24 protein-coding genes and 1 tRNA gene are annotated in these 22,690 nt (G+C 43.2%); 24 read left to right on the forward strand and 1 reads right to left on the reverse strand.

What is annotated here, in order from left to right:
• The first annotated feature begins 123 nt into the window (after positions 1-123).
• The 15 genes from JV16_RS07665 to JV16_RS07735 all read left to right on the forward strand — a co-directional run bounded on the left by JV16_RS07665 (position 124) and on the right by JV16_RS07735 (position 12,892).
• Complete coding sequence (locus JV16_RS07665) at positions 124-1,302, forward strand: ATP phosphoribosyltransferase regulatory subunit (protein ID WP_021093709.1); 1,179 nt, start codon at positions 124-126, stop codon at positions 1,300-1,302.
• Positions 1,302-1,943 (forward strand): ATP phosphoribosyltransferase, encoded by a 642-nt coding sequence (gene hisG / locus JV16_RS07670; RefSeq protein ID WP_165551134.1) that lies wholly within the window; start codon positions 1,302-1,304, stop codon positions 1,941-1,943. The genes JV16_RS07665 and hisG overlap by 1 nt, the downstream gene beginning before the upstream one ends.
• Entirely contained in the window at positions 1,933-3,210 is a 1,278-nt protein-coding gene (gene hisD / locus JV16_RS07675) for a histidinol dehydrogenase (RefSeq protein WP_042535049.1), read from the forward strand. Before hisG ends, hisD begins: the two co-directional genes overlap by 11 nt.
• Entirely contained in the window at positions 3,207-3,794 is a 588-nt protein-coding gene (gene hisB, locus JV16_RS07680) for an imidazoleglycerol-phosphate dehydratase HisB (RefSeq protein ID WP_042535051.1), read from the forward strand. The genes hisD and hisB overlap by 4 nt, the downstream gene beginning before the upstream one ends.
• Positions 3,795-4,427, forward strand: coding sequence for an imidazole glycerol phosphate synthase subunit HisH (gene hisH, locus JV16_RS07685; RefSeq protein ID WP_009362303.1), 633 nt, complete (start codon positions 3,795-3,797; stop codon positions 4,425-4,427).
• Positions 4,427-5,155, forward strand: coding sequence for a 1-(5-phosphoribosyl)-5-[(5-phosphoribosylamino)methylideneamino]imidazole-4-carboxamide isomerase (hisA, locus tag JV16_RS07690; RefSeq protein ID WP_042535053.1), 729 nt, complete (start codon positions 4,427-4,429; stop codon positions 5,153-5,155). Before hisH ends, hisA begins: the two co-directional genes overlap by 1 nt.
• The gene (gene hisF, locus JV16_RS07695) at positions 5,152-5,910 is read left to right on the forward strand and encodes an imidazole glycerol phosphate synthase subunit HisF (RefSeq protein ID WP_009362301.1); all 759 of its coding nucleotides are present in this window, start codon (positions 5,152-5,154) and stop codon (positions 5,908-5,910) included. Before hisA ends, hisF begins: the two co-directional genes overlap by 4 nt.
• The gene (hisIE, locus tag JV16_RS07700; RefSeq protein ID WP_042535055.1) at positions 5,907-6,521 is read left to right on the forward strand and encodes a bifunctional phosphoribosyl-AMP cyclohydrolase/phosphoribosyl-ATP diphosphatase HisIE; all 615 of its coding nucleotides are present in this window, start codon (positions 5,907-5,909) and stop codon (positions 6,519-6,521) included. The genes hisF and hisIE overlap by 4 nt, the downstream gene beginning before the upstream one ends.
• A gap of 83 nt (positions 6,522-6,604) precedes the next feature.
• Complete coding sequence (locus tag JV16_RS07705) at positions 6,605-8,047, forward strand: tetratricopeptide repeat protein (RefSeq protein ID WP_009362299.1); 1,443 nt, start codon at positions 6,605-6,607, stop codon at positions 8,045-8,047.
• A 90-nt stretch (positions 8,048-8,137) separates the two neighbouring features.
• Positions 8,138-9,085, forward strand: a complete 948-nt coding sequence (trxB, locus tag JV16_RS07710) for a thioredoxin-disulfide reductase (RefSeq protein WP_009362298.1) — start codon at positions 8,138-8,140, stop codon at positions 9,083-9,085.
• A gap of 226 nt (positions 9,086-9,311) precedes the next feature.
• Complete coding sequence (locus JV16_RS07715) at positions 9,312-9,770, forward strand: NUDIX hydrolase (protein ID WP_009362297.1); 459 nt, start codon at positions 9,312-9,314, stop codon at positions 9,768-9,770.
• 17 nt (positions 9,771-9,787) lie between these two features.
• Positions 9,788-10,678: an RNase adapter RapZ gene (rapZ, locus tag JV16_RS07720; protein ID WP_019417458.1), complete on the forward strand. Its 891-nt coding sequence runs from the start codon at positions 9,788-9,790 to the stop codon at positions 10,676-10,678.
• Positions 10,675-11,640, forward strand: coding sequence for a gluconeogenesis factor YvcK family protein (locus JV16_RS07725; RefSeq protein WP_042535058.1), 966 nt, complete (start codon positions 10,675-10,677; stop codon positions 11,638-11,640). The genes rapZ and JV16_RS07725 overlap by 4 nt, the downstream gene beginning before the upstream one ends.
• A 12-nt stretch (positions 11,641-11,652) precedes the next feature.
• Positions 11,653-12,615, forward strand: coding sequence for a DNA-binding protein WhiA (gene whiA / locus JV16_RS07730; protein ID WP_042535060.1), 963 nt, complete (start codon positions 11,653-11,655; stop codon positions 12,613-12,615).
• 19 nt (positions 12,616-12,634) lie between these two features.
• Entirely contained in the window at positions 12,635-12,892 is a 258-nt protein-coding gene (locus JV16_RS07735; RefSeq protein ID WP_009362293.1) for an HPr family phosphocarrier protein, read from the forward strand.
• A 28-nt stretch (positions 12,893-12,920) separates the two neighbouring features.
• Here the strand turns inward: JV16_RS07735 and clpP are convergent, their stop codons facing one another.
• On the reverse strand, positions 12,921-13,544 hold the full coding sequence (gene clpP, locus JV16_RS07740; protein WP_272947709.1) for an ATP-dependent Clp endopeptidase proteolytic subunit ClpP: 624 nt from the start codon (positions 13,542-13,544) through the stop codon (positions 12,921-12,923).
• A 181-nt stretch (positions 13,545-13,725) separates the two neighbouring features.
• On the opposite strand from clpP, the gene JV16_RS07745 reads away from it, so the two are divergent.
• The 9 genes from JV16_RS07745 to eno all read left to right on the forward strand — a co-directional run bounded on the left by JV16_RS07745 (position 13,726) and on the right by eno (position 22,677).
• A tRNA-Arg gene (locus tag JV16_RS07745) sits at positions 13,726-13,797 on the forward strand.
• A gap of 224 nt (positions 13,798-14,021) precedes the next feature.
• Positions 14,022-15,299: an RNA polymerase factor sigma-54 gene (rpoN, locus tag JV16_RS07750; RefSeq protein WP_042535063.1), complete on the forward strand. Its 1,278-nt coding sequence runs from the start codon at positions 14,022-14,024 to the stop codon at positions 15,297-15,299.
• A 12-nt stretch (positions 15,300-15,311) separates the two neighbouring features.
• Entirely contained in the window at positions 15,312-15,536 is a 225-nt protein-coding gene (locus tag JV16_RS07755) for a glutaredoxin family protein (RefSeq protein WP_009362291.1), read from the forward strand.
• A 144-nt stretch (positions 15,537-15,680) separates the two neighbouring features.
• Entirely contained in the window at positions 15,681-16,712 is a 1,032-nt protein-coding gene (locus JV16_RS07760; RefSeq protein ID WP_009362290.1) for a sugar-binding transcriptional regulator, read from the forward strand.
• Between the two features lie 36 nt (positions 16,713-16,748).
• Positions 16,749-17,756 carry a type I glyceraldehyde-3-phosphate dehydrogenase gene (gene gap / locus JV16_RS07765; RefSeq protein WP_009362289.1) on the forward strand — a complete coding sequence of 336 codons (1,008 nt, stop codon included), beginning with the start codon at positions 16,749-16,751 and terminating at the stop codon, positions 17,754-17,756.
• A 116-nt stretch (positions 17,757-17,872) separates the two neighbouring features.
• Complete coding sequence (locus JV16_RS07770) at positions 17,873-19,057, forward strand: phosphoglycerate kinase (protein WP_042535065.1); 1,185 nt, start codon at positions 17,873-17,875, stop codon at positions 19,055-19,057.
• A 17-nt stretch (positions 19,058-19,074) separates the two neighbouring features.
• A complete protein-coding gene (gene tpiA / locus JV16_RS07775) occupies positions 19,075-19,830 on the forward strand; it encodes a triose-phosphate isomerase (protein ID WP_009362287.1) in 756 nt (251 codons plus the stop codon).
• Complete coding sequence (gpmI, locus tag JV16_RS07780; protein ID WP_009362286.1) at positions 19,827-21,362, forward strand: 2,3-bisphosphoglycerate-independent phosphoglycerate mutase; 1,536 nt, start codon at positions 19,827-19,829, stop codon at positions 21,360-21,362. Before tpiA ends, gpmI begins: the two co-directional genes overlap by 4 nt.
• A gap of 19 nt (positions 21,363-21,381) precedes the next feature.
• On the forward strand, positions 21,382-22,677 hold the full coding sequence (gene eno / locus JV16_RS07785; protein WP_009362285.1) for a phosphopyruvate hydratase: 1,296 nt from the start codon (positions 21,382-21,384) through the stop codon (positions 22,675-22,677).
• Positions 22,678-22,690: the final 13 nt, after the last annotated feature.

Below are 22,690 nucleotides of genomic sequence, written 5' to 3' on the forward strand. Positions count from 1 at the left end.
AAGTTGAAAAACATCGAATGAGTTTGTAGTTGACGAAACGAAAAACGGGGAGTAAACTACAAATAACAAGCTTTACTTTGCTAATATATTAGCGAACTAAAGTAAAAGAAGGACGGGACGAAAATGAGAGTATTTATGTTTGAGAAGCCGCTCGGCATGCGGGATACGTTGCCGGATGTATATAAAACAAAACGTCTGTTGCGCGAAGCGATGATGGCAGAAATCGAAACGTGGGGATATTCGTTTATTGAAACGCCGACGTTAGAATATGACGAAACGGTTGGAAAGGCATCGGCTATTTTAGATCAGCAACTATTTAAGCTGCTTGATCGTGAAGGACATACGCTCGTATTGCGTCCAGATATGACTGCCCCCATCGCTCGTTTAGCGGCATCGAAGCTGTATGAGGAAGGTTGCCCGCTCCGTTTAGCGTATGCAGCAAATGTATTTCGCGCTCAACAGCGGGAAGGAGGACGACCGGCAGAGTTTGAGCAAGTAGGTGTGGAATACATCGGAGACGGCACGATGTATGCCGATGCGGAAGTCATTAGTTTAATGATTTTTGCGTTAAAGCGGGCAGGGCTACGTGATTTTACGGTAACGATTGGTCATATTGGTTACGTTGATGCGTTGTTTTTTGATATTTTGCGTCAAGAACAACGAGTAGAAACGTTACGTCGCTTTTTATATGAAAAAAATTATGTCGGTTATCGAGAGCATGTCAAGTCATTGCCGCTTTCTTCGATTGATCGCGATCGCCTTTTACGCCTTTTAACATTACGAGGTGGAAAGGAAGTCGTTGCAGAAGGAAAAGCATATGCGACGACAGAAGCGGAGCGACGCGCTCTTGATGAATTAGAACAATTATGGACGTATGTTGACCAGTATGGCGTTACCGATATGGTGAAATTAGATACGAGCTTAGTGAGCCATATGAGCTACTATACTGGTGTTCTTTTTGAAGTGTACGCCAAAAACGTTGGATTTTTACTTGGAAATGGTGGACGATACGATGAATTGCTAGCGAAATTTCATCGTCCATCACCTGCGACTGGTTTTAGCGTGCGGCTCGATCGTCTGATGGAAGCGATTGGGGAGCAACAGCGTGGAGAAAAAACGACGTGCATTATTTTTAGTCAAGAACGTTTCACTGAGGCATATGCGAAAGCAGCGGAAATGAGGCGAAAAGGAGAAAACGTTGTATTGCAGCACATCGCAGGTATTCAAAATATGGATCAATTTACTGCATCGTTTGATGATGTCGTGTACGTATTAGGGAAGCGCGGAAAGGATGAACAATGATGCTGACGGTTGCGATGCCAAAAGGACGTATTTTTACGGAGGCGCTCGTATTGTTAAAACGAGCCGGATATGACATTCCTGATGATTTAGAACATTCACGAAAATTGATGATTGACGTGCCGAACGAGCAGCTGCGCTTTATTTTAGCAAAGCCAATGGACGTAGTGACATATGTGGAACACGGGGTTGCCGATGTCGGCATTGCTGGGAAAGATGTGCTTCTTGAGGAAGAGCGTGATGTGTATGAAATGTTAGATTTGCGCATTAGCCCTTGTTATTTGGCGGTGGCAGGGCTACCGAACACGCGCGTTCATCCGATCGCCCCGAGAGTCGCAACAAAGTATCCAAATATCGCATCGACATATTTTCGTGAACAAGGGGAACAAGTGGAAATTATTAAACTAAATGGTTCTGTTGAATTAGCACCGCTCATTGGTTTAGCGGAACGAATCGTCGACATTGTTTCGACAGGGCGAACATTAAAAGAAAATGGGCTCATTGAGCTTGAACGAATTGTTCATGTAACGTCGCGTTTTATTGTCAATCCAGTAAGTTATCGTATGCAAGATCGGGCGATTGAACATATGGTTGATCGTTTAACATATGCGATTGAGAAAGCGGGGGAGAGCAATGAGAATTGAACGTGTACAAGGGACGGTTTCGCTTCGGCGGACGATTGAAAGCGGAACGGAAGAGCAAAGACAAGCGGTGAAGCGAATGATTGATGAGGTGCGAAATAACGGAGATGCCGCGCTAAAAAAATATACGGAAATGTTTGACGGCATTTCACTTCATACGCTAGCAGTTACGCAAGAAGAAATTGAAGAAGCGTATTGGCTCATTGATGAAGAAATTGTTCATATTATTCGCGAAGCGGCACAAAACATTCGCGAATATCACGAGCGGCAACGCGCGACGTCATGGTTTATGACGCGCGAAGATGGAACGATTCTCGGACAAAAAGTAACTCCGCTTGATGCGGTCGGTTTATATGTGCCGGGCGGAACAGCGGCTTATCCGTCATCGGTACTGATGAATGTCATTCCTGCGCAAGTGGCTGGAGTAAAGCGTATCGTCATCGTTTCCCCGCCAAATGAGCGTGGAACGTTGCCGGCTGCTGTGCTTGTTGCGGCATGTGAGCTCGGCGTTCAAGAAATATATAAAGTTGGTGGCGCTCAAGCGATTGCTGCATTAGCGTACGGCACGGAGACGATTGAGCCGGTCGATAAAATTTTTGGACCTGGAAACATTTATGTCGCACTCGCGAAAAGGGAAGTGTTCGGCCAAGTCGACATTGATATGATTGCGGGACCGAGTGAAATTGTTGTGCTAGCGGATGAGACGGCAAAGCCGAATGAAATTGCGGCGGATTTATTATCGCAGGCGGAACATGATGAACGAGCGGTTAGCATATTTGTTACCCCGTCTTTACAGCTTGCGTTAAAAGTAGAAGAAGAAGTCGAAAAGCAATTAGCTACCCTCCCGCGAAAAAACATCGCACAAAAAGCAATTCGCGATTACGGTGTCATTTATGTGACCGATACGATGAAGCAAGCGATCGATGTCGTAAACGAATTAGCGCCAGAACATTTAGAAATTATGACGGCCGAGCCGTTTGAGCAATTAAGTGACATTCGACATGCAGGTGCGATATTTTTAGGTCCGTACAGCTCTGAACCGGTTGGAGATTATTTTGCGGGAACGAATCATGTATTACCGACAAATGGTACCGCTCGTTTTTCTTCTGGGCTAACAGTCGACGCATTTATGAAAAAGTCAAGCATCGTTTTTTATAGCGAGCAAGCATGGAAACAACATGTGGAAAAAATTGCAGCGTTTGCGCGGTTAGAAGGGCTTGAAGCACATGCGCGAGCAGTAGAGGAACGATTGAAAAGGAGAGAAAAATGATGCGAACAGCGACAATTAAACGAGTGACGAATGAAACACAAATTGAGCTTTCGTTTACGATTGATGGGGAAGGAAAGGCGGAGTTGGAAACAGGGGTTCCGTTTTTAACACATATGCTTGATTTGTTTACAAAACATGGACATTTTAATTTATCTGTTCACGCAAAAGGAGATACGCACATTGACGATCATCATACGACAGAAGATATTGGCATTTGTTTAGGGCAAGCGATTCGAGAAGCGCTCGGTGATAAAAAAGGGATCAAACGATACGGAAATGCGTTCGTTCCGATGGACGATGCGCTTGCCCAAGTCGTGATTGATGTAAGCAATCGTCCACATCTTGAGTTTCGCGGCCAGTTTCCGAGTGAAAAAGTAGGGACATTTGATGTCGAGCTCGTGCACGAATTTTTATGGAAACTCGCATTAGAAGCACGAATGAATGTACATGTCATCATCCATTACGGTCGCAATACGCACCATATGATTGAAGCAGTATTTAAAGCGCTCGCTCGTGCGCTCGATGAGGCAACGATGATCGATCCGCGCGTGAAATCGGTACCGTCGACGAAAGGGATGTTGTAAATGATCGGCATCATTGATTATGGAATGGGAAATTTATATAGCGTCAGTAAAGCGTTAGAACGGCTAAACGTGCCGTATATTGTTGAAAGTGATCAAGATAAATTGCGCCAAGCAGATGGCTTCATTTTACCGGGCGTTGGATCATTTAAAGATGCGATGCACATATTGACGGAAACGAAGCTAGACTCATTTATTCACGAACAAGTAGCAAAAGGAAAGCCGATTCTCGGCATTTGCTTAGGGATGCAACTATTGTTTGAAGAAAGCGAAGAAAACGGTTTGACGGCTGGATTAAAGTTGCTTCCAGGCCGCGTCGTTCGTTTTAGCGGTATGACAAAAGAGGGAAAACGGTATAAAGTGCCACATATGGGATGGAATGAGCTCATTTTTCATCAACCATCTCCCCTTTTTGATGGTGTTGACCGAGGGCATGTATATTTCGTTCATTCGTATTATGTGCAAACGAATGAACCAACGGTTGTGCTAGCTAGCGCCCAATATGATGTGGAAGTTCCTGCGGTTGTTGGACGTGGCACAATATTTGGTACACAATTTCATCCCGAGAAAAGCGGAACGCTCGGTATGCGTCTATTGCAAAACTATGCGAGGATTGTAGAAAGGGAGAGGGGCTAATGTTTACCATTTATCCAGCGATCGATATGCGCAACGGAAAGTGCGTTCGTCTTATACAAGGAGATTACAATCAAGAAACAGTATACGGACATTCCCCGGTTGAAATGGCTCGTTCGTTTGTTTCGCAAGGTGCGACATGGATTCATATGGTCGATTTAGATGGAGCAAAAGAAGGGAGACGAGTGAACGATGCGTTCGTCGTTGAAGTATCAAAGACGCTTGGAGTAAACGTTCAAATTGGTGGTGGCATTCGCACGGAAGAAGATGTTGCCTATTATTTAGAGCAAGGTGTGGCGCGCGTCATTTTAGGGAGCGCAGCCATTTCCAATCCTCCGTTTGTGAAAGCGATGCTTCGCACATATGGTGAGCGCATTGTCATCGGCATTGATGCGAAAAATGGGTTTGTTGCGACAGAAGGATGGACGCATACATCAACGATCGAAGCGGTTGAACTTGGCAAACAGCTTGCGGAAGCTGGAGCGGAAACATTTATTTTTACGGATATTGCGACAGACGGCATGTTATCAGGGCCAAATATCGATGCGGTCGTTCGATTAGCGAAAGAAACGAACAAACGTGTTATCGCCTCCGGAGGCATTCGCTCGCTTGATGATTTACGCGCTTTAAAACAATTCGAAAACGACGGAGTATGTGGAGCAATTGTCGGCAAAGCGTTATATACAAATCAGTTTACCATCGCTGAGGCGTTAAAGGCGGTGGAGAAATGATTACAAAACGTATTATCCCTTGTTTAGATGTGAAAGATGGTCGCGTCGTAAAAGGTGTACAATTTGTTTCGTTGCGCGATGCGGGCGATCCGGTTGAGCTTGCGCGCATATACGATGAACAAGGGGCGGACGAGCTTGTGTTTTTAGATATTTCCGCATCACATGAAGGACGAAAAACGATGGTAGACGTCGTTCGGCGCGTTGCTGCTCAGCTTGCGATCCCGTTTACTGTCGGAGGCGGCATTCGCACATTAGAAGATATGAAAACGATTTTGCGTGCGGGTGCGGACAAAGTGTCTGTCAATACATCGGCATTGTTGCGTCCAGAGCTTATTACAGAAGGGGCACAATTTTTTGGTTCGCAATGTATTGTTGTGGCGATTGACGCAAAGTACGATCCAACGATGCAATCGTGGCGTGTTTATACGCACGGCGGTCGACGTCCGACGGATTGGGAAGTCGTGGCATGGGCGAAAGAAGCTGTGAAACGCGGAGCAGGAGAAATTTTATTAACAAGCATGGATCGCGATGGCGGAAAAGACGGCTTTGATTTGGCGTTGACGAAACGAGTAAGTGAAGCGGTATCCGTCCCTGTTATTGCATCGGGAGGGGCAGGGTGCGCTCAACATTTTGTCGATGTGTTTCAAACGGCTCAAGCAGATGCCGCATTAGCTGCTTCGATTTTTCATTATAAAGAAACGTCTGTCCAGCAAGTGAAACAATACGTGCGCGAAAAGGGGGTAAACGTTCGATGAATATTCGATTTAATGAGCAAGGGCTTGTGCCGACAATCGTACAAGATGCACATAGTAAAGAAGTGTTGACATTAGCATATATGAACGAGCAATCGTTACAAAAAACGTTAGAAACGAAAGAAACATGGTTTTATAGCCGCTCGCGGCAAGAGTTATGGCATAAAGGAGAAACGTCCGGAAACGTACAAAAAGTTGTTGATATTCGCTACGACTGTGATGCAGATGCGCTTCTTATTCTTGTTGAGCCGAAAGGACCGGCATGCCACACAGGAGAGTACTCTTGTTTTCATCATCGGTTGCAAGGTGAAAAGCCTGTTGTTAAACCAGATCGTTTTGCGGTGCTAAATGTGTTAGAATCGGTCATTGCGGAGCGTGAAGCGAAACGTCCAGAAGGATCGTATACAACATATTTATTTGAAAAGGGAATTGATAAGATCGCAAAAAAAGTTGGAGAAGAATCCGCAGAAGTCATTATTGCAGCAAAAAATCGTTCAAAAGAAGAACTGCGATGGGAAGTAGCCGATTTATTATATCATTTGCTCGTTTTGTTGCGTGAGCAGCGCGTATCGCTCGATGATGTGCTTTCTGTATTAGCGGAGCGTCATCGCTGATCCTTTTTTCCCCATCCATGTTGTTCTGAAGCGAAAATGTGGTATACTTTCTTTCGGTGAAAGAAATCAACATGGAGGGTTCGATGGAAAAACATTTGCAAAAACGTGTCGGAAAAGTCATTCCGTTTATTCAAGACGGTACGTACTTTTTTAATAAAGGATTAACATGTTATCGTCGCCGGGATTTGCATAAAGCGAAAGCATATTTGCAACGGGCGGTGCAACTTGAACCAGAACAAAGCACATTTGCGTGCCAATTGGCGATTGTATTGTCAGAATTGGGGGAATATGCGCAATCGAACGAATGGTTATTGCGCGTTATTGAACATGATAGTCATTTAACGGAATGTTTTTATTTTTTAGCAAACAACTATGCCCACTTAGGGTTATTTGGCGAGGCGGCGAAGTATGCTGAACAGTATATGGAACGCGAGCCAGATGGGGAGTTTGCGGAATATACGCTCGATTTATTAGATATTTTAACGATTGAACAAGATGACGATGAGTGGCTCAATTACGATGAGATGTTAATGAAACAAGAACGAGCTCGCGCGTTGCTTGAAAAAGGTGAATTTCAGGAAGCGATTGCTTTGTTTGAAGAAATGATTGAACAACATCCAGAAAATTGGGCTGCTTATAACAATTTAGCGCTCGCTTATTTTTATCAAGGGAATGTCGAAAAAGCAAGACAAACGATCGCATACATTTTGCAACAAAATCCAGGCAATTTGCATGCCCTTTGCAACGATGCGGTGTTTTCGTATTATTTACAAGAGCAAGAGCGATTGTTTTCACTTACCCAATCGTTGCAAGGGGTATATCCGATTTCACTCGAGCATCGTTACAAGCTTGGAGTGACGTTTGCGATTGTCGGACGCTATGATTTAGCGTTTCAATGGTTTCGTCAATTGCAACGGCGCGGCTTTGAAGGAGATGCACCGTTTTATTATTGGTATGCATATGCTGCATATCATATGGGATATCGCACGTTAGCGGAGTCGATGTGGCAAAAATTAATTGCGCTTCATCCAGATAAAAAAGGAAGCGAGCCGTGGCGCTATCGTGAACAGACGATTGAACATATTCAATCTTTATTTGAAAAGCAAGATGTGGCTTCTTCATTTTATGCGCTATATTTAATTAGCAAATCGTTTATAGCAGACGATTGTCCGTTTCCAAAGCAAGCGTGGTCTCATCCGCTTTTACAACAGTGGAGCGATTACGTATATGATCATGACCGCCAAAAGCCTATGGTAGATGCGCACCGCATTGTCACGTTACTTGTTCAACATAACGGTTTTGAATATGAGCCTTTATATATTGCTTGGTTTTCTTTCTTCGTTGAGACAATGAAGGAAATTGATTCGTTTTCTAATCACGAAGCGTGGGCGGCGGCGTTTGAATATATGTTTCGTAAACATCGTGGTGAGCGTGTGACGCAGCGAATGATGGCAGAACGTTATGGGGTGTCCGTTGCAACGATCGGAAAGTATGTGAAAGTGATTAAACAGAAGTGGCACGAATGAGCAAGTTAATAGACCCTTTTGTTTTGTTGTATTACGATAGAAATATGGAAACGATAAAATGGAGAAGCATGCAGAAAGGGTGGAAGAAACGTGTCACAAGAAAAAATTTATGATGTCATTATTATCGGTGCAGGTCCGGCAGGAATGACGGCAGCGGTATACACATCGCGGGCGAATTTATCGACGCTTATGCTTGAGCGCGGAGTTCCTGGTGGTCAAATGGCAAATACAGAAGAAGTAGAAAACTATCCAGGTTATGACCATATTCTTGGACCGGAATTGGCGACAAAAATGTTTGAACATGCGAAAAAATTCGGCGCTGAATATGCATACGGCGATGTGAAAGAAGTGATTGATGGCGAACAATATAAAACGGTTGTAACAAGCAACCAACAATATAAAGCGCGTGCGATTATTATTGCGACAGGAGCGGAGTATAAAAAGCTTGGCGTTCCTGGTGAAAAAGAATTAGGGGGACGCGGCGTTTCATATTGTGCAGTATGTGACGGAGCGTTTTTCAAAGGAAAAGAGCTTGTCGTCGTTGGCGGTGGAGACTCGGCAGTAGAAGAAGGCGTATATTTAACACGCTTCGCAAGCAAAGTGACGATCGTTCATCGCCGCGACCAGTTGCGTGCACAAAAAATTTTACAGCAACGCGCGTTTGCAAATGAAAAAATTGATTTCATTTGGAATCATACAGTAAAGCAAATTAACGAAAAAGATGGTCGTGTCGGCAGCGTGACGCTCGTTCATACGCAAACAGGGGAAGAGCGTGAGTTTCCATGTGATGGAGTGTTTATTTACATCGGTATGGTGCCATTAACAAAGCCGTTTGCTTCGCTCGGCATTACGAATGAAAATGGCTACATTGAAACGAACGAATTGATGGAAACAAAAGTGCCTGGCATTTTTGCAGCGGGGGATGTTCGTGAAAAGTCGCTTCGTCAAATTGTTACCGCAACAGGAGACGGAAGTATTGCGGCACAAAGCGCACAACATTACGTAGAAGAACTAAAGGAAAAGCTTAACATTAAGTAATAAAAACGTAATGTTGCTTTAATTGAACTGTAACACGCTTGAAACAATAAAAGAGTATGATAAAAGTAAGTAATTGACCCCCTTTTTATATACACTTGTTGGCACGGGCTTTCGTCCCGTGCTTTCTTTTTTATGTGATGAAAACGTTTCAAAATTTATACTTTGTGACCGTTTGTAAGAAATAGTATAATGAAAAAAACATATTCATTATTGAGGTGAACGGACGTTGCAACGAGTAACGAACTGCGTATTAGTGAAAGACGGACACGTTCTATTGTTGAAAAAGCCTCGGCGTGGCTGGTGGGTGGCGCCGGGTGGAAAAATGGAGCAAGGAGAATCAGTACGAGAAGCTTGTGTGCGCGAATATCGCGAGGAAACAGGCATTTATATTAAAAACCCGCAATTAAAAGGGGTATTTACATTTGTCATGAAACGAGGAGAAGAAGTCGTTTCGGAGTGGATGATGTTCACATTTTTTGCGGAACATTTTGATGGTGAAAACGTATTACAATGTGAAGAAGGGGAACTTGCTTGGCATCCAATTGAGCACATTCCAACGCTTCCAATGGCGCCGGGCGATTACCATATTATTGATTATGTTATTAAAGGAACAGGAATCATGTACGGCACGTTTACGTATACAGAGGAATTTGAGCTGTTGTCTTACCGACTGGATCCGAGTTAAAGAAAGGGGAGAGAAAGATGAGCACAGGTTCAGCGCACATTCAAATGGTTATTATTACCGGTATGTCAGGGGCAGGAAAAACGGTAGCTATCCAAAGTTTTGAAGATTTAGGCTATTTTTGTGTCGATAATTTACCGCCGACCTTATTGCCGAAGTTTCTTGAATTAATTCGTGAATCAGGAAATAAAATGAATAAAATTGCACTCGTCATGGATTTGCGGAGCCGTGACTTTTTTGACCGTCTCTTTGCCGCGCTAGATGATTTAGCAGAAACATCATGGGTGACTCCACAAATTTTATTTTTAGATGCAAGCGATGCGACGCTCGTCAGCCGTTATAAAGAAACGCGCCGTTCTCATCCCCTTGCGCCAAGCGGATTGCCGCTTGAAGGAATTAAGTTGGAGCGCGAGTTGCTTGAAGAATTAAAAGGGCGCGCACAAATGATTATTGATACGTCTAACTTAAAACCGCGGGAGCTGCGTGAAAAAATTGTTCAAACATTTGCAACGCCAGCAACGACAACTTTTTCTGTCAATGTTGTTTCATTCGGGTTTAAATACGGTCTACCGATTGATGCCGATCTCGTTTTTGATGTTCGTTTTTTACCGAATCCGCATTATATTGAACATATGCGCCCAAAAACAGGATTAGATGAAGAAGTATCATCTTACGTATTAAAATGGACGGAAACGCAAAAATTTATTGAAAAAATAACAGATTTGCTGGCGTTTATGCTCCCTCACTATAAACGAGAAGGGAAAAGTCAAGTGGTAATTGCGATCGGATGTACAGGCGGACAGCATCGGTCTGTTACGTTAGCGGAGTATATCGGGCGTTATTTTGCAGACGAATATACAACGCACGTGTCACATCGAGATATTGCGAAAAGAAAGGATACGCACCAATGAAAAAAATCGTTGTGATTGGTGGAGGAACGGGGCTTCCTGTATTGCTTCGCGGGTTAAAGCAATATAATGTTGACTTAACAGCGATCGTGACTGTTGCAGACGACGGTGGCAGTTCAGGAAGATTGCGCGATGAACTCGATATGCCTCCACCTGGAGATATTCGAAATGTGCTTGCTGCTCTTTCAGATGTGGAGCCGCTAATTATTGAATTATTTCAACATCGCTTTGAAAACGGAAATGGGTTATCAGGTCATTCGCTCGGCAACTTAATTTTAGCGGCCATGACGTCAATTACTGGCGATTTCGTGCGCGCGGTTCGTGAAATGGGAAAAGTATTAAATGTGCGTGGAAAAGTGTTGCCGGCAGCAAATGAAAGCGTTGTGTTGCATGCGGAAATGGAAGACGGGACAATTGTATCAGGTGAGTCGAAAATTCCGTATTCCGGAAAGAAAATAAAGCGTGTATTTTTAACTCCGGCAAACATTGAACCGCTAGATGAAACGATTGCCGAATTGCGAACAGCTGATTTAATCGTCATTGGTCCAGGGAGTTTGTACACAAGCATTTTACCGAACTTACTCGTTCCTAAACTTGGCGAAGAGGTATGTCAATCCAAAGCGAAAAAAGTATATATATGCAACGTCATGACTCAGGCGGGAGAAACGTTAAACTATACAGCGAGCGATCATGTGAAAGCGCTGTATGATCATATGGCGTGTGCATTTTTAGATGCAATCATTGTAAACGATGCGCCGATTTTGCCAGAAACAAAGGAGCGATATGCAAAAGAATTGGCTGCGCCTGTCGTTTGTGATACGGCAAAGTTAGAAGCGCTCGGTTTACAAGTCATTTGTGATGCGATCATCGATGAGCGAGATGGAACGGTGCGTCACGATACAAAAAAAGTAGCGGCGTTGCTCGTTTCGCTCCTTGCACCTCCTTCGCACGGCACATATTCATAGGAGGTGAGATTGTTGTCGTTTGCATCGGAAACAAAAAAAGAATTGACGAATATCGAAGTAAAAACGTGTTGTTTAAAAGCGGAATTGTCCGCCTTAATTCGAATGAACGGTTCGATTTCGTTTTCCAATCGCCGTTTATTGTTAAATATTCAAACGGAAAATGCCGCGATTGCAAGGCGAATTTATACGTTATTAAAAAAAGGGTACGACGTAGCGGTCGAACTACTTGTTCGTAAAAAGATGCGCCTGAAGAAAAACAACGTGTATATTGTACGCGTGGTAGAAGGGACGCATGAGTTATTGTCAGATTTAAAAATTATGGAAGAAGGATTTTCTTTCGTCCGTTCCATTTCACCAGAGCTTGTGCAAAAAAAATGTTGCAAGCGCTCGTATTTGCGTGGTGCCTTTTTAGCAGGGGGATCCGTCAACAATCCGGAAACATCGTCTTATCATTTAGAAATCTTTTCATTGTATCGTGAGCATAACGAATCGCTTTGTGAACTGATGAACACGGCTTTTCATTTACATGCCCGCACATTAGAAAGAAAAAAAGGATTTATTACGTATTTAAAAGAAGCGGAGAAAATTGCCGAGTTTTTAAGCGTTATCGGAGCACATCAAGCGTTACTGCGATTTGAGGATGTGCGCATCGTGCGCGATATGCGTAATTCTGTCAATCGTCTTGTCAATTGCGAAACAGCGAATTTAAACAAAACGATTGGCGCAGCGTTACGTCAAGTCGAAAACATTCGTTATATTGATGAAACGATTGGCCTTGATCAACTACCTGAAAAACTTCGTGAAATTGCAAAATTGCGCATCGAATATCAAGATGTAACGTTAAAAGAGCTCGGGGAAATGGTTTCTGGGGGGAAAATTAGTAAATCTGGCATTAACCATCGTCTGCGCAAATTAGATGAAATTGCGGAACGGCTTCGCGCCGGTCAGCCGATTGATTTTCATAAATCTTTGTAAACTATGGGAGGAATGCATAATGGTAGAAAAACAAGTGGAAGTACGCTTAAAAACAGGACTGCAAGCGCGTCCAGCCGCGTTGTTTGTTCAAGAAGCGAACCGCTTTTCAGCTGATGTATATATCGAAAAAGATGGAAAAAAAGTGAATGCGAAAAGTATTATGGGTGTCATGAGTTTAGCGATTCATACAGGGGCGGTCATTACGATTTATGCGAATGGATCCGATGAACAAGAGGCGTTAAACAAGCTCGTTCAATATGTTGAACAAGAATCATAAAAAAACAAGGCGGGATGGCCGCCTTGTTTTACTTTTCATCGACGCGTGTCAATACACGGTCAATTAAGCCGTATTCTTTTGCTTTTTCTGCTGTCATAAAGTTGTCGCGGTCTGTGTCGCGCTCAATGACTTCAATTGGTTGCCCTGTATTTTCAGACAAAATACGATTTAATTTATCGCGCAAGAATAAAATGCGTTTTGCCGCAATTTCGATTTCTGTCGCTTGACCTTGCACGCCACCAAGCGGCTGATGAATCATAATTTCACTATTTGGCAATGCGAAACGTTTTCCTTTGGCACCTGCCGCAAGTAAAAACGCCCCCATAGAAGCCGCCATACCGATACAAATGGTCGATACGTCTGGTTTAATAAATTGCATCGTATCGTAAATTGCCATGCCTGCTGTAATCGATCCACCAGGGCTGTTAATGTAAAGAGAAATGTCTTTCTCAGGATCTTCAGCTGCTAAAAATAAAAGCTGAGAAACGATCGAGTTGGCGACATGATCGTCAATCGGGCTTCCTAAAATAATAATGCGGTCTTTTAATAAACGGGAGTAAATGTCATAGGCGCGCTCCCCGCGGCTTGTTTGTTCAATAACTGTAGGAATTAAGTTCATACTCTTCCTCCTCCGATCATTCGTTTTTTTTATGTACTTTTATCATACAAAAAAGGTCAATAAAGGTCAAATGAAATCCCTTTTGCTTATATGTATTCGCGTTTTTTGTTCATCATCCCTTCTTTCATCGTTTCCGCTTTCCGAAATTTTAAACGTCATGGCTATTGCATTTTTTTTTCTTCTTCACTATAATGGTAAGTGCATTTATCGTTATGCCCTCGTAGTGTAGTGGATAGCACGAGAGATTCCGGTTCTCTTAGCGTGGGTTCGAATCCTGCCGAGGGCGTTATGAAACCCTGCTTGCGTCGCAAGCAGGGTTTTTGTTTACAAAAATAAAGTCCGGTGTGCCGCACCGGACGAATAGATGAATGTTGCGAGGCTTGCTCGCTTGTTCTATAAGAATGATAACATGCCTTCGATGCATATGCATAGTAGAAAAAACATCCAATATGTTTTTATCGTCTCTTTCTGATCGAGATGATAAAATGAGGATGAAGGGAGATGGCATGAATGGAGATGCAATTAACGCAAAGACAAGAACTAAAAGTTGCGTTGACAAAAGAGCTTGTCCAAGCGATTGAATTGTTGCAATATTCGACAGTAGAATTGCAATCGCTTTTACACGAACAAGCGCTTGAAAATCCATTTATCGAGCTGCGCGAGCGAAAACGGCCGATTCATAGGCGGCGTGAGCAAACAGATCGGATGGATTATATCGAAAATGTAAGCGCTTTTAAACATTCGCTTCCTTCCCATTTGCATGCCCAACTTGTCGGTATGCGTGTATCGAATGAGCATAAAAAAGCGCTCGATTATTTAATTGCTTCGCTTGATGAATGGGGTTACTTGCATACGACGATTGCGGAGGCGGCTTGCCATCTTCAATTGGAAGAAACGGTTGTGTCAAATGCTCTGCATATGTTACGTTCACTTGATCCAGCGGGAGTAGGAGCGGAAAATTTGTCACATTGTTTATATTTACAACTCATTCGTCTTCCAAAAAGGGATGAGTTAGCGGAGACCATTGTCACGGAGTATTTTGAACCGTTTGTCAATAAAAAGTGGAAAGAAATAAAAGCGAAACTAGGTGTGGAATTAAGCGATTTACAACGAGTGTGGGAACTGATTCGCACGCTTCATCCACGTCCAGGAAGTTTATATAATGATGAGCAAATGACGTACATTGTACCGGATGTCATCGTTTCATACGATAACGGAACATGGACGGTGACGATGAATGAAGAAATCATTCCAACGGTTGTATGGAATGAAGCGTATGAACGGAAAGTACAGACGGACGATCCGCATGTTCGAAAATATATCGAAGAAAAAAGGCAGCAGTTTCAGTGGATTCAGCGGTGTTTAACTCAACGAGCGACGACGATGGAGAAAATTACGCTCGAGTTAATCGATAAGCAACGCGATTATTTTGAAAAAGGTTCGCTCCATATGAAACCGCTCACGATGCGTGATGTTGCTGCTTCATTAAACATGCATGAATCGACAGTTAGTCGCGCAGTAAAAAATAAATATATGCAAACGCCTCATGGGTTAATTGAAATGCGTCGCTTTTTCACTAGTGGTGTGGATGATGCGTCGCAAGAAAAAGTAAAAAGTTTAATTGCTGAACTGATTAAACAAGAAAATAGCCAAAAACCTCTTTCTGATCAAAACATTGCTGATTTACTTGAACAACGTTACAATATTTGTGTTGCACGGCGGACGGTTGCAAAATATCGCGAACAGCTTCACATTCCGCCAGCTTCGAAACGAAAGCAATATGCGTAAGAGGGGAAAAACATGAAAGTGATCGTATATTCGAAAGAAAATTGCTGTCTTTGTGATGAGGCGAAAGCGATTCTTCGAGAGTTACAAGTGGAATGGGAAGAAGTCGATATTTACAAAGACGAACAATTGCTTGAGCAGTATCATCTCATCATTCCGGTCATTGAAGTCGATGGAGAGATGATTGCATATGGCCGCATTCACAAAGATGTCATAAGAAAGCGATTACAACAAAAATGAAGCAGTTGAACAATGTTTCACTTCCTGTTACAATGAAGTTGTAGCAGGGGTGAATTTTTTTACACAAAGTGGGACACAATACGTCATGGTGGGACTTAAAACGTCCTACAAAAGAAAAAGAGAGTAAAGAAGGAAGAAAAGAGCATGCGACAATGGATTGATGTTCAACGAAAATTGTTGCCTGATCTTCTCGTGATTATGCAAAAGCGATATGAAATTTTGCAGCACATTCGGTTAATGCAGCCGATCGGACGACGAACGTTGTCGCTCAACTTAGGCATTAGCGAGCGCGTTTTACGTTCGGAAGTGCAGTTTTTAAAAGAGCAACATTTACTTGATATTACAGCTGCAGGCATGAGCATTACAGCTGAAGGAAATGATGTGCTCATACAGCTAGAAGATATGATGCGAGAAGTATTAGGGCTGAAAGAATTAGAAAGAAAAATAAAAAAGAAGCTTCCTGTCGAAGACGTCATTGTCGTTGCTGGTGATAGCGACCAGTCTCCTTGGGTGAAAAGAGAAATGGGAAGAGCTTGTGTCTCACGAATAAAACATTCGCTAAAAGGGAATGACATTGTTGCGGTGACGGGTGGAACAACCCTTGCTGCTGTTGCTGAAATGATGACACCCGACCTAAAATATCGCGATGTGTTATTCGTTCCAGCACGCGGTGGGCTTGGAGAAGATGTAACAAACCAAGCGAACACGATTTGTGCGCGCATGGCTGAAAAAGCGATGGGGCATTATCGTTTGTTACATGTTCCTGACCAGCTAAGTGCTGAAACGTATCAATCGATTATTGAAGAACCTGCGATTCGAGAAGTACTAGAATTAATTAAATCATCAACGATCGTCATTCACGGAATTGGCGATGCGAAAACGATGGCGGAACGAAGAAAAACGCCGCCAGAAGAAATGAAAAAAATTGAACAAAACGAAGCGGTGGCGGAAGCGTTTGGATATTACTTTAATCAGCACGGAGACGTCGTGCATAAAGTAAATACAGTTGGCATTCAGCTCGAAGATGTACGCCACGTTCCTTGCGTGATCGCGGTTGCAGGAGGAGCTTCGAAAGCAAAAGCAATTCAAGCGTATATAAAACAGGCGAATCAGTGCATCTTAATTACAGATGAAGGTGCAGCAAAACAGTTAGTACGGGATGATTCATCCCTCTAAAATATATCCTTACAATTCCAAAGGAGGACAAAAACGATGGCAGTAAAAATTGGTATTAACGGTTTTGGTCGTATCGGCCGCAACGTATTTCGTGCAGCATTAAAAAATCCTGAAATTGAAGTAGTAGCAGTAAACGACTTAACAGATGCAAAAACGTTAGCACATCTTTTAAAATATGACTCTGTTCACGGCACATTAGATGCAGAAGTGTCTGTAAACGGAAATAACATCGTTGTAAACGGAAAAGAAATTATCGTAAAAGCAGAACGTGACCCAGCAAACTTAGGATGGGGCGATCTTGGTGTTGACATCGTTGTTGAATCAACAGGACGCTTCACAAAACGTGAAGATGCAGCGAAACATTTAGAAGCAGGTGCGAAAAAAGTAATCATTTCTGCACCAGCGACAAATGAAGACATTACAATCGTAATGGGCGTAAACCAAGACAAATATGACCCAGCAAACCATCATGTGATTTCAAACGCATCTTGTACAACAAACTGCTTAGCGCCATTTGCAAAAGTATTGCATGAAAAATTCGGTATTATCCGCGGAATGATGACAACTGTTCACGCATATACAAACGACCAACAAATTCTTGACTTACCACATAAAGACTTGCGTCGTGCGCGTGCAGCGGCGGAATCAATCATTCCAACATCAACAGGTGCAGCGAAAGCCGTAGCACTTGTATTGCCTGAATTAAAAGGAAAATTAAACGGTATGGCAATGCGCGTACCAACACCAAACGTTTCTGTTGTTGACCTTGTTGCTGAACTCGAAAAAGAAGTAACAGTTGAAGAAGTAAATGCAGCATTAAAAGCGGCGGCAGAAGGTGAATTAAAAGGTATTCTTGCTTACAGCGAAGAGCCACTTGTTTCTCGTGACTACAACGGCTCAACAGCTTCTTCAACAATCGATGCACTTTCAACAATGGTTATGGAAGGTCGCATGGTGAAAGTTCTTTCTTGGTACGATAACGAAACAGGATACTCTCACCGCGTTGTTGACCTTGCTGCATACATTGCGTCAAAAGGCTTATAATTTTTTGGATTGTTTGCCCAAAACGGTTTATAATAAATAGTTGGAAATACCGAGAAGGGGAGCGGGGATCATCCCCACTCCCTTTCTATGTACCACACGAATAAGGAGGCCTTTCCATGAACAAAAAAACAGTTCGTGACATTGATGTGAAAGGGAAACGTGTCTTTTGTCGCGTCGACTTTAACGTGCCAATGCAAAACGGTGTCGTTACTGACGATACGCGTATTCGCGCCGCGCTTCCAACCATTCAATATTTGATGGAGCAAGGAGCGAAAGTCATTTTAGCAAGCCATCTCGGCCGTCCGAAAGGGAAAGTTGTTGAAGAAATGCGTTTAAATGCTGTGGCAGAACGTTTGAGCGAACTGCTTGGCAAGCGCGTCGTAAAAACGGATGAAGCGTATGGCGATGCGGTGAAAGCTGCGATTGCACAAATGAATGAAGGCGATGTGTTATTGCTTGAAAACGTTCGCTTCTATCCTGGTGAAGAGAAAAACGATCCAGAGTTAGCGAAAGCATTTGCAGAACTCGCTGACGTATACGTTAACGATGCGTTTGGTGCCGCTCACCGTGCACATGCATCAACGGAAGGGATTGCTCATCACTTACCTGCTGTGGCTGGCTTCTTAATGGAAAAAGAAATCGAAGTATTAGGAAAAGCATTGTCAAATCCAGATCGTCCGTTCACCGCAATTATCGGTGGTGCGAAAGTAAAAGATAAAATCGGGGTAATCGAAAACTTATTAGACAAAGTTGACAATTTAATTATTGGTGGCGGGTTAGCTTACACGTTTGTCAAAGCGCTTGGCCACGAAATCGGAAAATCATTATTAGAGGAAGATAAAATCGAACTTGCAAAATCTTTTATGGAAAAGGCGAAAGAAAAAGGCGTGAACTTCTATATGCCTGTTGACGCAGTCGTTGCGGACGATTTTTCAAACGATGCAAACAAAAAAGTAGTGAACATCGATGAAATTCCAAGCGACTGGGAAGGACTTGATATCGGTCCGAAAACACGTGAATTGTACCGCGACGTCATTTTAAAATCAAAACTTGTCATTTGGAACGGCCCGATGGGCGTATTCGAAATGGATGCGTTTGCGGAAGGGACAAAAGCAGTTGCTCAAGCGCTTGCTGATGCAGAAGGTACATATACGGTCATCGGTGGCGGCGATTCGGCAGCGGCAGTTGAGAAATTTGAACTTGCAGACAAAATGGATCACATTTCAACAGGTGGCGGTGCGTCGCTTGAATTTATGGAAGGAAAACAACTTCCAGGTGTCGTCGCGTTGAACGATAAGTAAGAAAGGGGTTAAAAGCGATGCGAAAGCCGATTATTGCAGGAAACTGGAAAATGCATAAAACGCTACAAGAAGCGCTTCAATTTATTGAAGAAGTGAAGCATGCCGTTCCTTCAAACGAACAAGTCGATACGGTTGTATGTGCTCCAGCGCTCTTTTTAGCTCATTTAGTAGAAGCGGCAAAAGGAACGAATGTAAAAATTGGTGCGCAAAATATGCATTTTGAAGATCAAGGCGCATTTACAGGGGAGATTAGCCCTGTTGCATTAAAACATATCGGTGTAGAGTATGTCATCATCGGTCATTCAGAGCGCCGTGAAATGTTTGCAGAAACAGATGAAACAGTAAATAAAAAAGTACTTGCGGCATTTAAACATGGACTTGTACCGATCGTTTGTTGCGGTGAGACGTTAGAAGAACGGGAAAGCAATCGTACAAACGAAGTGGTCGGCGCACAAGTTGAAAAAGCGCTTGCTGGTTTAACAGAAGAGCAAGTGAAACAAGTCGTTATTGCTTACGAACCAATTTGGGCGATTGGAACAGGAAAATCGTCTACAGCGGAAGATGCAAACAACGTATGCGGCTATATTCGTCAAGTGATTGCCAATGCATTTTCACAACAAGCTGCTGATGCGGTGCGCATTCAATACGGTGGTAGCGTGAAACCGGAAAATATCGGTGCATTTTTAGCAGAAGAGCATATTGACGGTGCACTCGTTGGCGGTGCAAGCTTACAACCACAATCGTTTTTACAACTCGTGGAGGCAGGAAAATGAGCAAAAAACCAGTAGCATTAATTATTTTAGACGGATTTGCTCTTCGTGAAGAAACGTTTGGTAACGCGGTTGCACAAGCGAAAAAGCCAAACTTTGATCGATATTGGAATGAATATCCACATGCGACGTTAACGGCGTGCGGTGAAGCGGTTGGACTTCCTGAAGGACAAATGGGGAACTCGGAAGTTGGCCATTTAAATATCGGGGCCGGTCGCATTGTGTACCAAAGCTTAACGCGCGTCAACATCGCCATTCGTGAAGGCGAATTTGAGCGCAACGAAACGTTTTTAGCAGCGATGGATCATGTGAAAAAGAATGGAACGAATTTGCACATTTTCGGACTTCTTTCAGACGGCGGCGTGCATAGCCATATTAATCATTTGTTCGCCCTCTTGAAGCTAGCAGCAAAAGAAGGCGTCAAACATGTGTATATTCACGGCTTTTTAGATGGACGCGACGTCGGTCCACAAACAGCGAAAACGTATATTCAACAGTTAAATGAACAAATTGCACAAATTGGTGTGGGCGAAATCGCTACGCTATCTGGTCGTTATTATTCCATGGACCGCGACAAACGTTGGGAGCGCGTAGAAAAAGCGTATCGCGCGATGGTATATGGTGAAGGTCCATCATACCGTGATCCGCTTGCGTGCATCGATGATTCTTACGCAAATGGCATTTATGACGAATTCGTCTTGCCATCTGTTATCGTTCGTGAAGATGGATCACCAGTCGCGACGATTCAAGATAACGATGCGGTCATTTTCTACAACTTCCGTCCTGACCGTGCGATTCAAATTTCAAATACGTTTACGAACGATGATTTTCGTTCATTTGATCGCGGACCGAAACATCCGAAAAACTTGTTTTTCGTATGCTTAACACACTTTAGTGAAACAGTAAAAGGGTACGTGGCATTTAAGCCAACGAACCTTGATAATACGCTCGGTGAAGTATTATCACAAAACGGGTTAAAGCAATTGCGTATTGCAGAAACGGAAAAATATCCACATGTTACTTTCTTCATGAGCGGCGGTCGTGAAGAAAAGTTTCCTGGCGAAGAGCGCATTTTAATTGACTCGCCAAAAGTGGCAACATACGACTTAAAACCAGAAATGAGCGCATACGAAGTGACAGAAGCGCTATTAAAAGAAATTGAAGCGGACAAATTCGATGCGATCATTTTAAACTACGCAAATCCTGATATGGTTGGCCACTCTGGAATGTTAGAACCGACAATTAAAGCAGTTGAAGCGGTCGACGAATGTTTAGGAAAAGTTGTTGATGCAATCATCGCTAAAGGCGGTATTGCGATCATTACGGCAGACCACGGAAATGCAGATGAAGTATTAAATCCAGATGGCAGCCCAAATACGGCGCACACGACAAATCCGGTGCCGGTCATCGTCACGAAAAAAGGCATTACGCTTCGCCAAGACGGTATTTTAGGCGACTTGGCGCCAACGATGCTCGATTTACTCGGCTTACAACAACCAAAAGAAATGACAGGAAAAACGTTAATTCAAAAATAAACTAAAGGAGAGATGAACGATGCCAACAATTATTGACATTTATGCTCGTGAAGTATTAGACTCTCGCGGTAATCCGACAGTAGAGGTAGAAGTATACACAGAATCTGGTGCATTTGGACGCGCGCTCGTTCCAAGCGGAGCATCAACAGGAGAATACGAAGCTGTTGAATTGCGCGATGGCGACAAAGGTCGTTACCTCGGAAAAGGGGTATTACAAGCGGTGAAAAACGTAAACGAAGTGATCGCGCCAGCGTTAATCGGTAGCTACGATGTAACAGAGCAAGTAGCGATTGACCGCGCATTAATCGCTTTAGATGGTACAGAAAATAAAGGAAAATTAGGTGCGAACGCCATCCTTGGCGTATCGATGGCTGTCGCGCGCGCAGCTGCCGATTACTTAGGTATTCCTTTATATCAATATTTAGGCGGATTTAACGCAAAAACGTTGCCAGTGCCAATGATGAACATTTTAAATGGCGGTGCGCATGCAGATAACAACGTTGACATTCAAGAATTTATGATTATGCCAGTTGGCGCACCAAACTTCCGTGAAGCGCTTCGTATGGGTGCGGAAATTTTCCATAGCTTAAAATCGGTATTAAAAGCAAAAGGTTACAATACAGCGGTTGGTGATGAAGGTGGATTCGCACCAAACTTAAAATCAAATGAAGAAGCGCTTGAAACAATTATTGAAGCGATCGAAAAAGCAGGATACAAACCAGGCACAGAAGTCATGCTTGCGATGGACGTTGCTTCTTCTGAACTTTACAACAAAGAAACAGGCAAATACCATTTAGAAGGCGAAGGCGTTGTAAAAACGTCTGAAGAAATGGTTGCTTGGTATGAAGAGCTTGTTAACAAATATCCGATCATCTCGATCGAAGACGGCTTAGATGAAAACGACTGGGCTGGTCATAAGTTATTAACAGAGCGCCTTGGCAAAAAAGTACAACTTGTTGGTGACGACTTATTCGTAACAAATACGAAAAAATTAGCGCAAGGTATTGAACAAGGTGTAGGGAACTCGATCTTAATTAAAGTGAACCAAATCGGTACGTTAACAGAAACGTTTGAAGCGATTGAAATGGCAAAACGCGCAGGCTATACAGCGGTTATTTCTCACCGTTCTGGTGAAACAGAAGATAGCACAATCGCTGACATCGCGGTCGCAACAAACGCGGGTCAAATTAAAACAGGTGCTCCTTCACGCACAGACCGCGTGGCGAAATACAACCAATTGCTTCGCATTGAAGACCAATTAGGCGAAACAGCGGTGTACGATGGAGTAAAAACGTTCTACAACTTGAAGAAGTAAAAAATAAGGATGC

The organism is Anoxybacillus ayderensis, assembly GCF_000833605.1.
GTDB lineage: Bacteria > Bacillota > Bacilli > Bacillales > Anoxybacillaceae > Anoxybacillus > Anoxybacillus ayderensis.

Bases quoted from the DNA above. Each gene is read 5' to 3' on its own strand.
- JV16_RS07665 (WP_021093709.1), top strand. From the start codon at position 124: ATGAGAGTATTTATGTTTGAGAAGCCGCTCGGCATGCGGGATACGTTG.
- hisG (WP_165551134.1), top strand. From the start codon at position 1,302: ATGCTGACGGTTGCGATGCCAAAAGGACGTATTTTTACGGAGGCGCTC.
- hisD (WP_042535049.1), top strand. From the start codon at position 1,933: ATGAGAATTGAACGTGTACAAGGGACGGTTTCGCTTCGGCGGACGATT.
- hisB (WP_042535051.1), top strand. From the start codon at position 3,207: ATGATGCGAACAGCGACAATTAAACGAGTGACGAATGAAACACAAATT.
- hisH (WP_009362303.1), top strand. From the start codon at position 3,795: ATGATCGGCATCATTGATTATGGAATGGGAAATTTATATAGCGTCAGT.
- hisA (WP_042535053.1), top strand. From the start codon at position 4,427: ATGTTTACCATTTATCCAGCGATCGATATGCGCAACGGAAAGTGCGTT.
- hisF (WP_009362301.1), top strand. From the start codon at position 5,152: ATGATTACAAAACGTATTATCCCTTGTTTAGATGTGAAAGATGGTCGC.
- hisIE (WP_042535055.1), top strand. From the start codon at position 5,907: ATGAATATTCGATTTAATGAGCAAGGGCTTGTGCCGACAATCGTACAA.
- JV16_RS07705 (WP_009362299.1), top strand. From the start codon at position 6,605: ATGGAAAAACATTTGCAAAAACGTGTCGGAAAAGTCATTCCGTTTATT.
- rapZ (WP_019417458.1), top strand. From the start codon at position 9,788: ATGAGCACAGGTTCAGCGCACATTCAAATGGTTATTATTACCGGTATG.
- JV16_RS07725 (WP_042535058.1), top strand. From the start codon at position 10,675: ATGAAAAAAATCGTTGTGATTGGTGGAGGAACGGGGCTTCCTGTATTG.
- JV16_RS07735 (WP_009362293.1), top strand. From the start codon at position 12,635: ATGGTAGAAAAACAAGTGGAAGTACGCTTAAAAACAGGACTGCAAGCG.
- rpoN (WP_042535063.1), top strand. From the start codon at position 14,022: ATGGAGATGCAATTAACGCAAAGACAAGAACTAAAAGTTGCGTTGACA.
- JV16_RS07755 (WP_009362291.1), top strand. From the start codon at position 15,312: ATGAAAGTGATCGTATATTCGAAAGAAAATTGCTGTCTTTGTGATGAG.
- JV16_RS07760 (WP_009362290.1), top strand. From the start codon at position 15,681: ATGCGACAATGGATTGATGTTCAACGAAAATTGTTGCCTGATCTTCTC.
- gap (WP_009362289.1), top strand. From the start codon at position 16,749: ATGGCAGTAAAAATTGGTATTAACGGTTTTGGTCGTATCGGCCGCAAC.
- JV16_RS07770 (WP_042535065.1), top strand. From the start codon at position 17,873: ATGAACAAAAAAACAGTTCGTGACATTGATGTGAAAGGGAAACGTGTC.
- tpiA (WP_009362287.1), top strand. From the start codon at position 19,075: ATGCGAAAGCCGATTATTGCAGGAAACTGGAAAATGCATAAAACGCTA.
- gpmI (WP_009362286.1), top strand. From the start codon at position 19,827: ATGAGCAAAAAACCAGTAGCATTAATTATTTTAGACGGATTTGCTCTT.
- eno (WP_009362285.1), top strand. From the start codon at position 21,382: ATGCCAACAATTATTGACATTTATGCTCGTGAAGTATTAGACTCTCGC.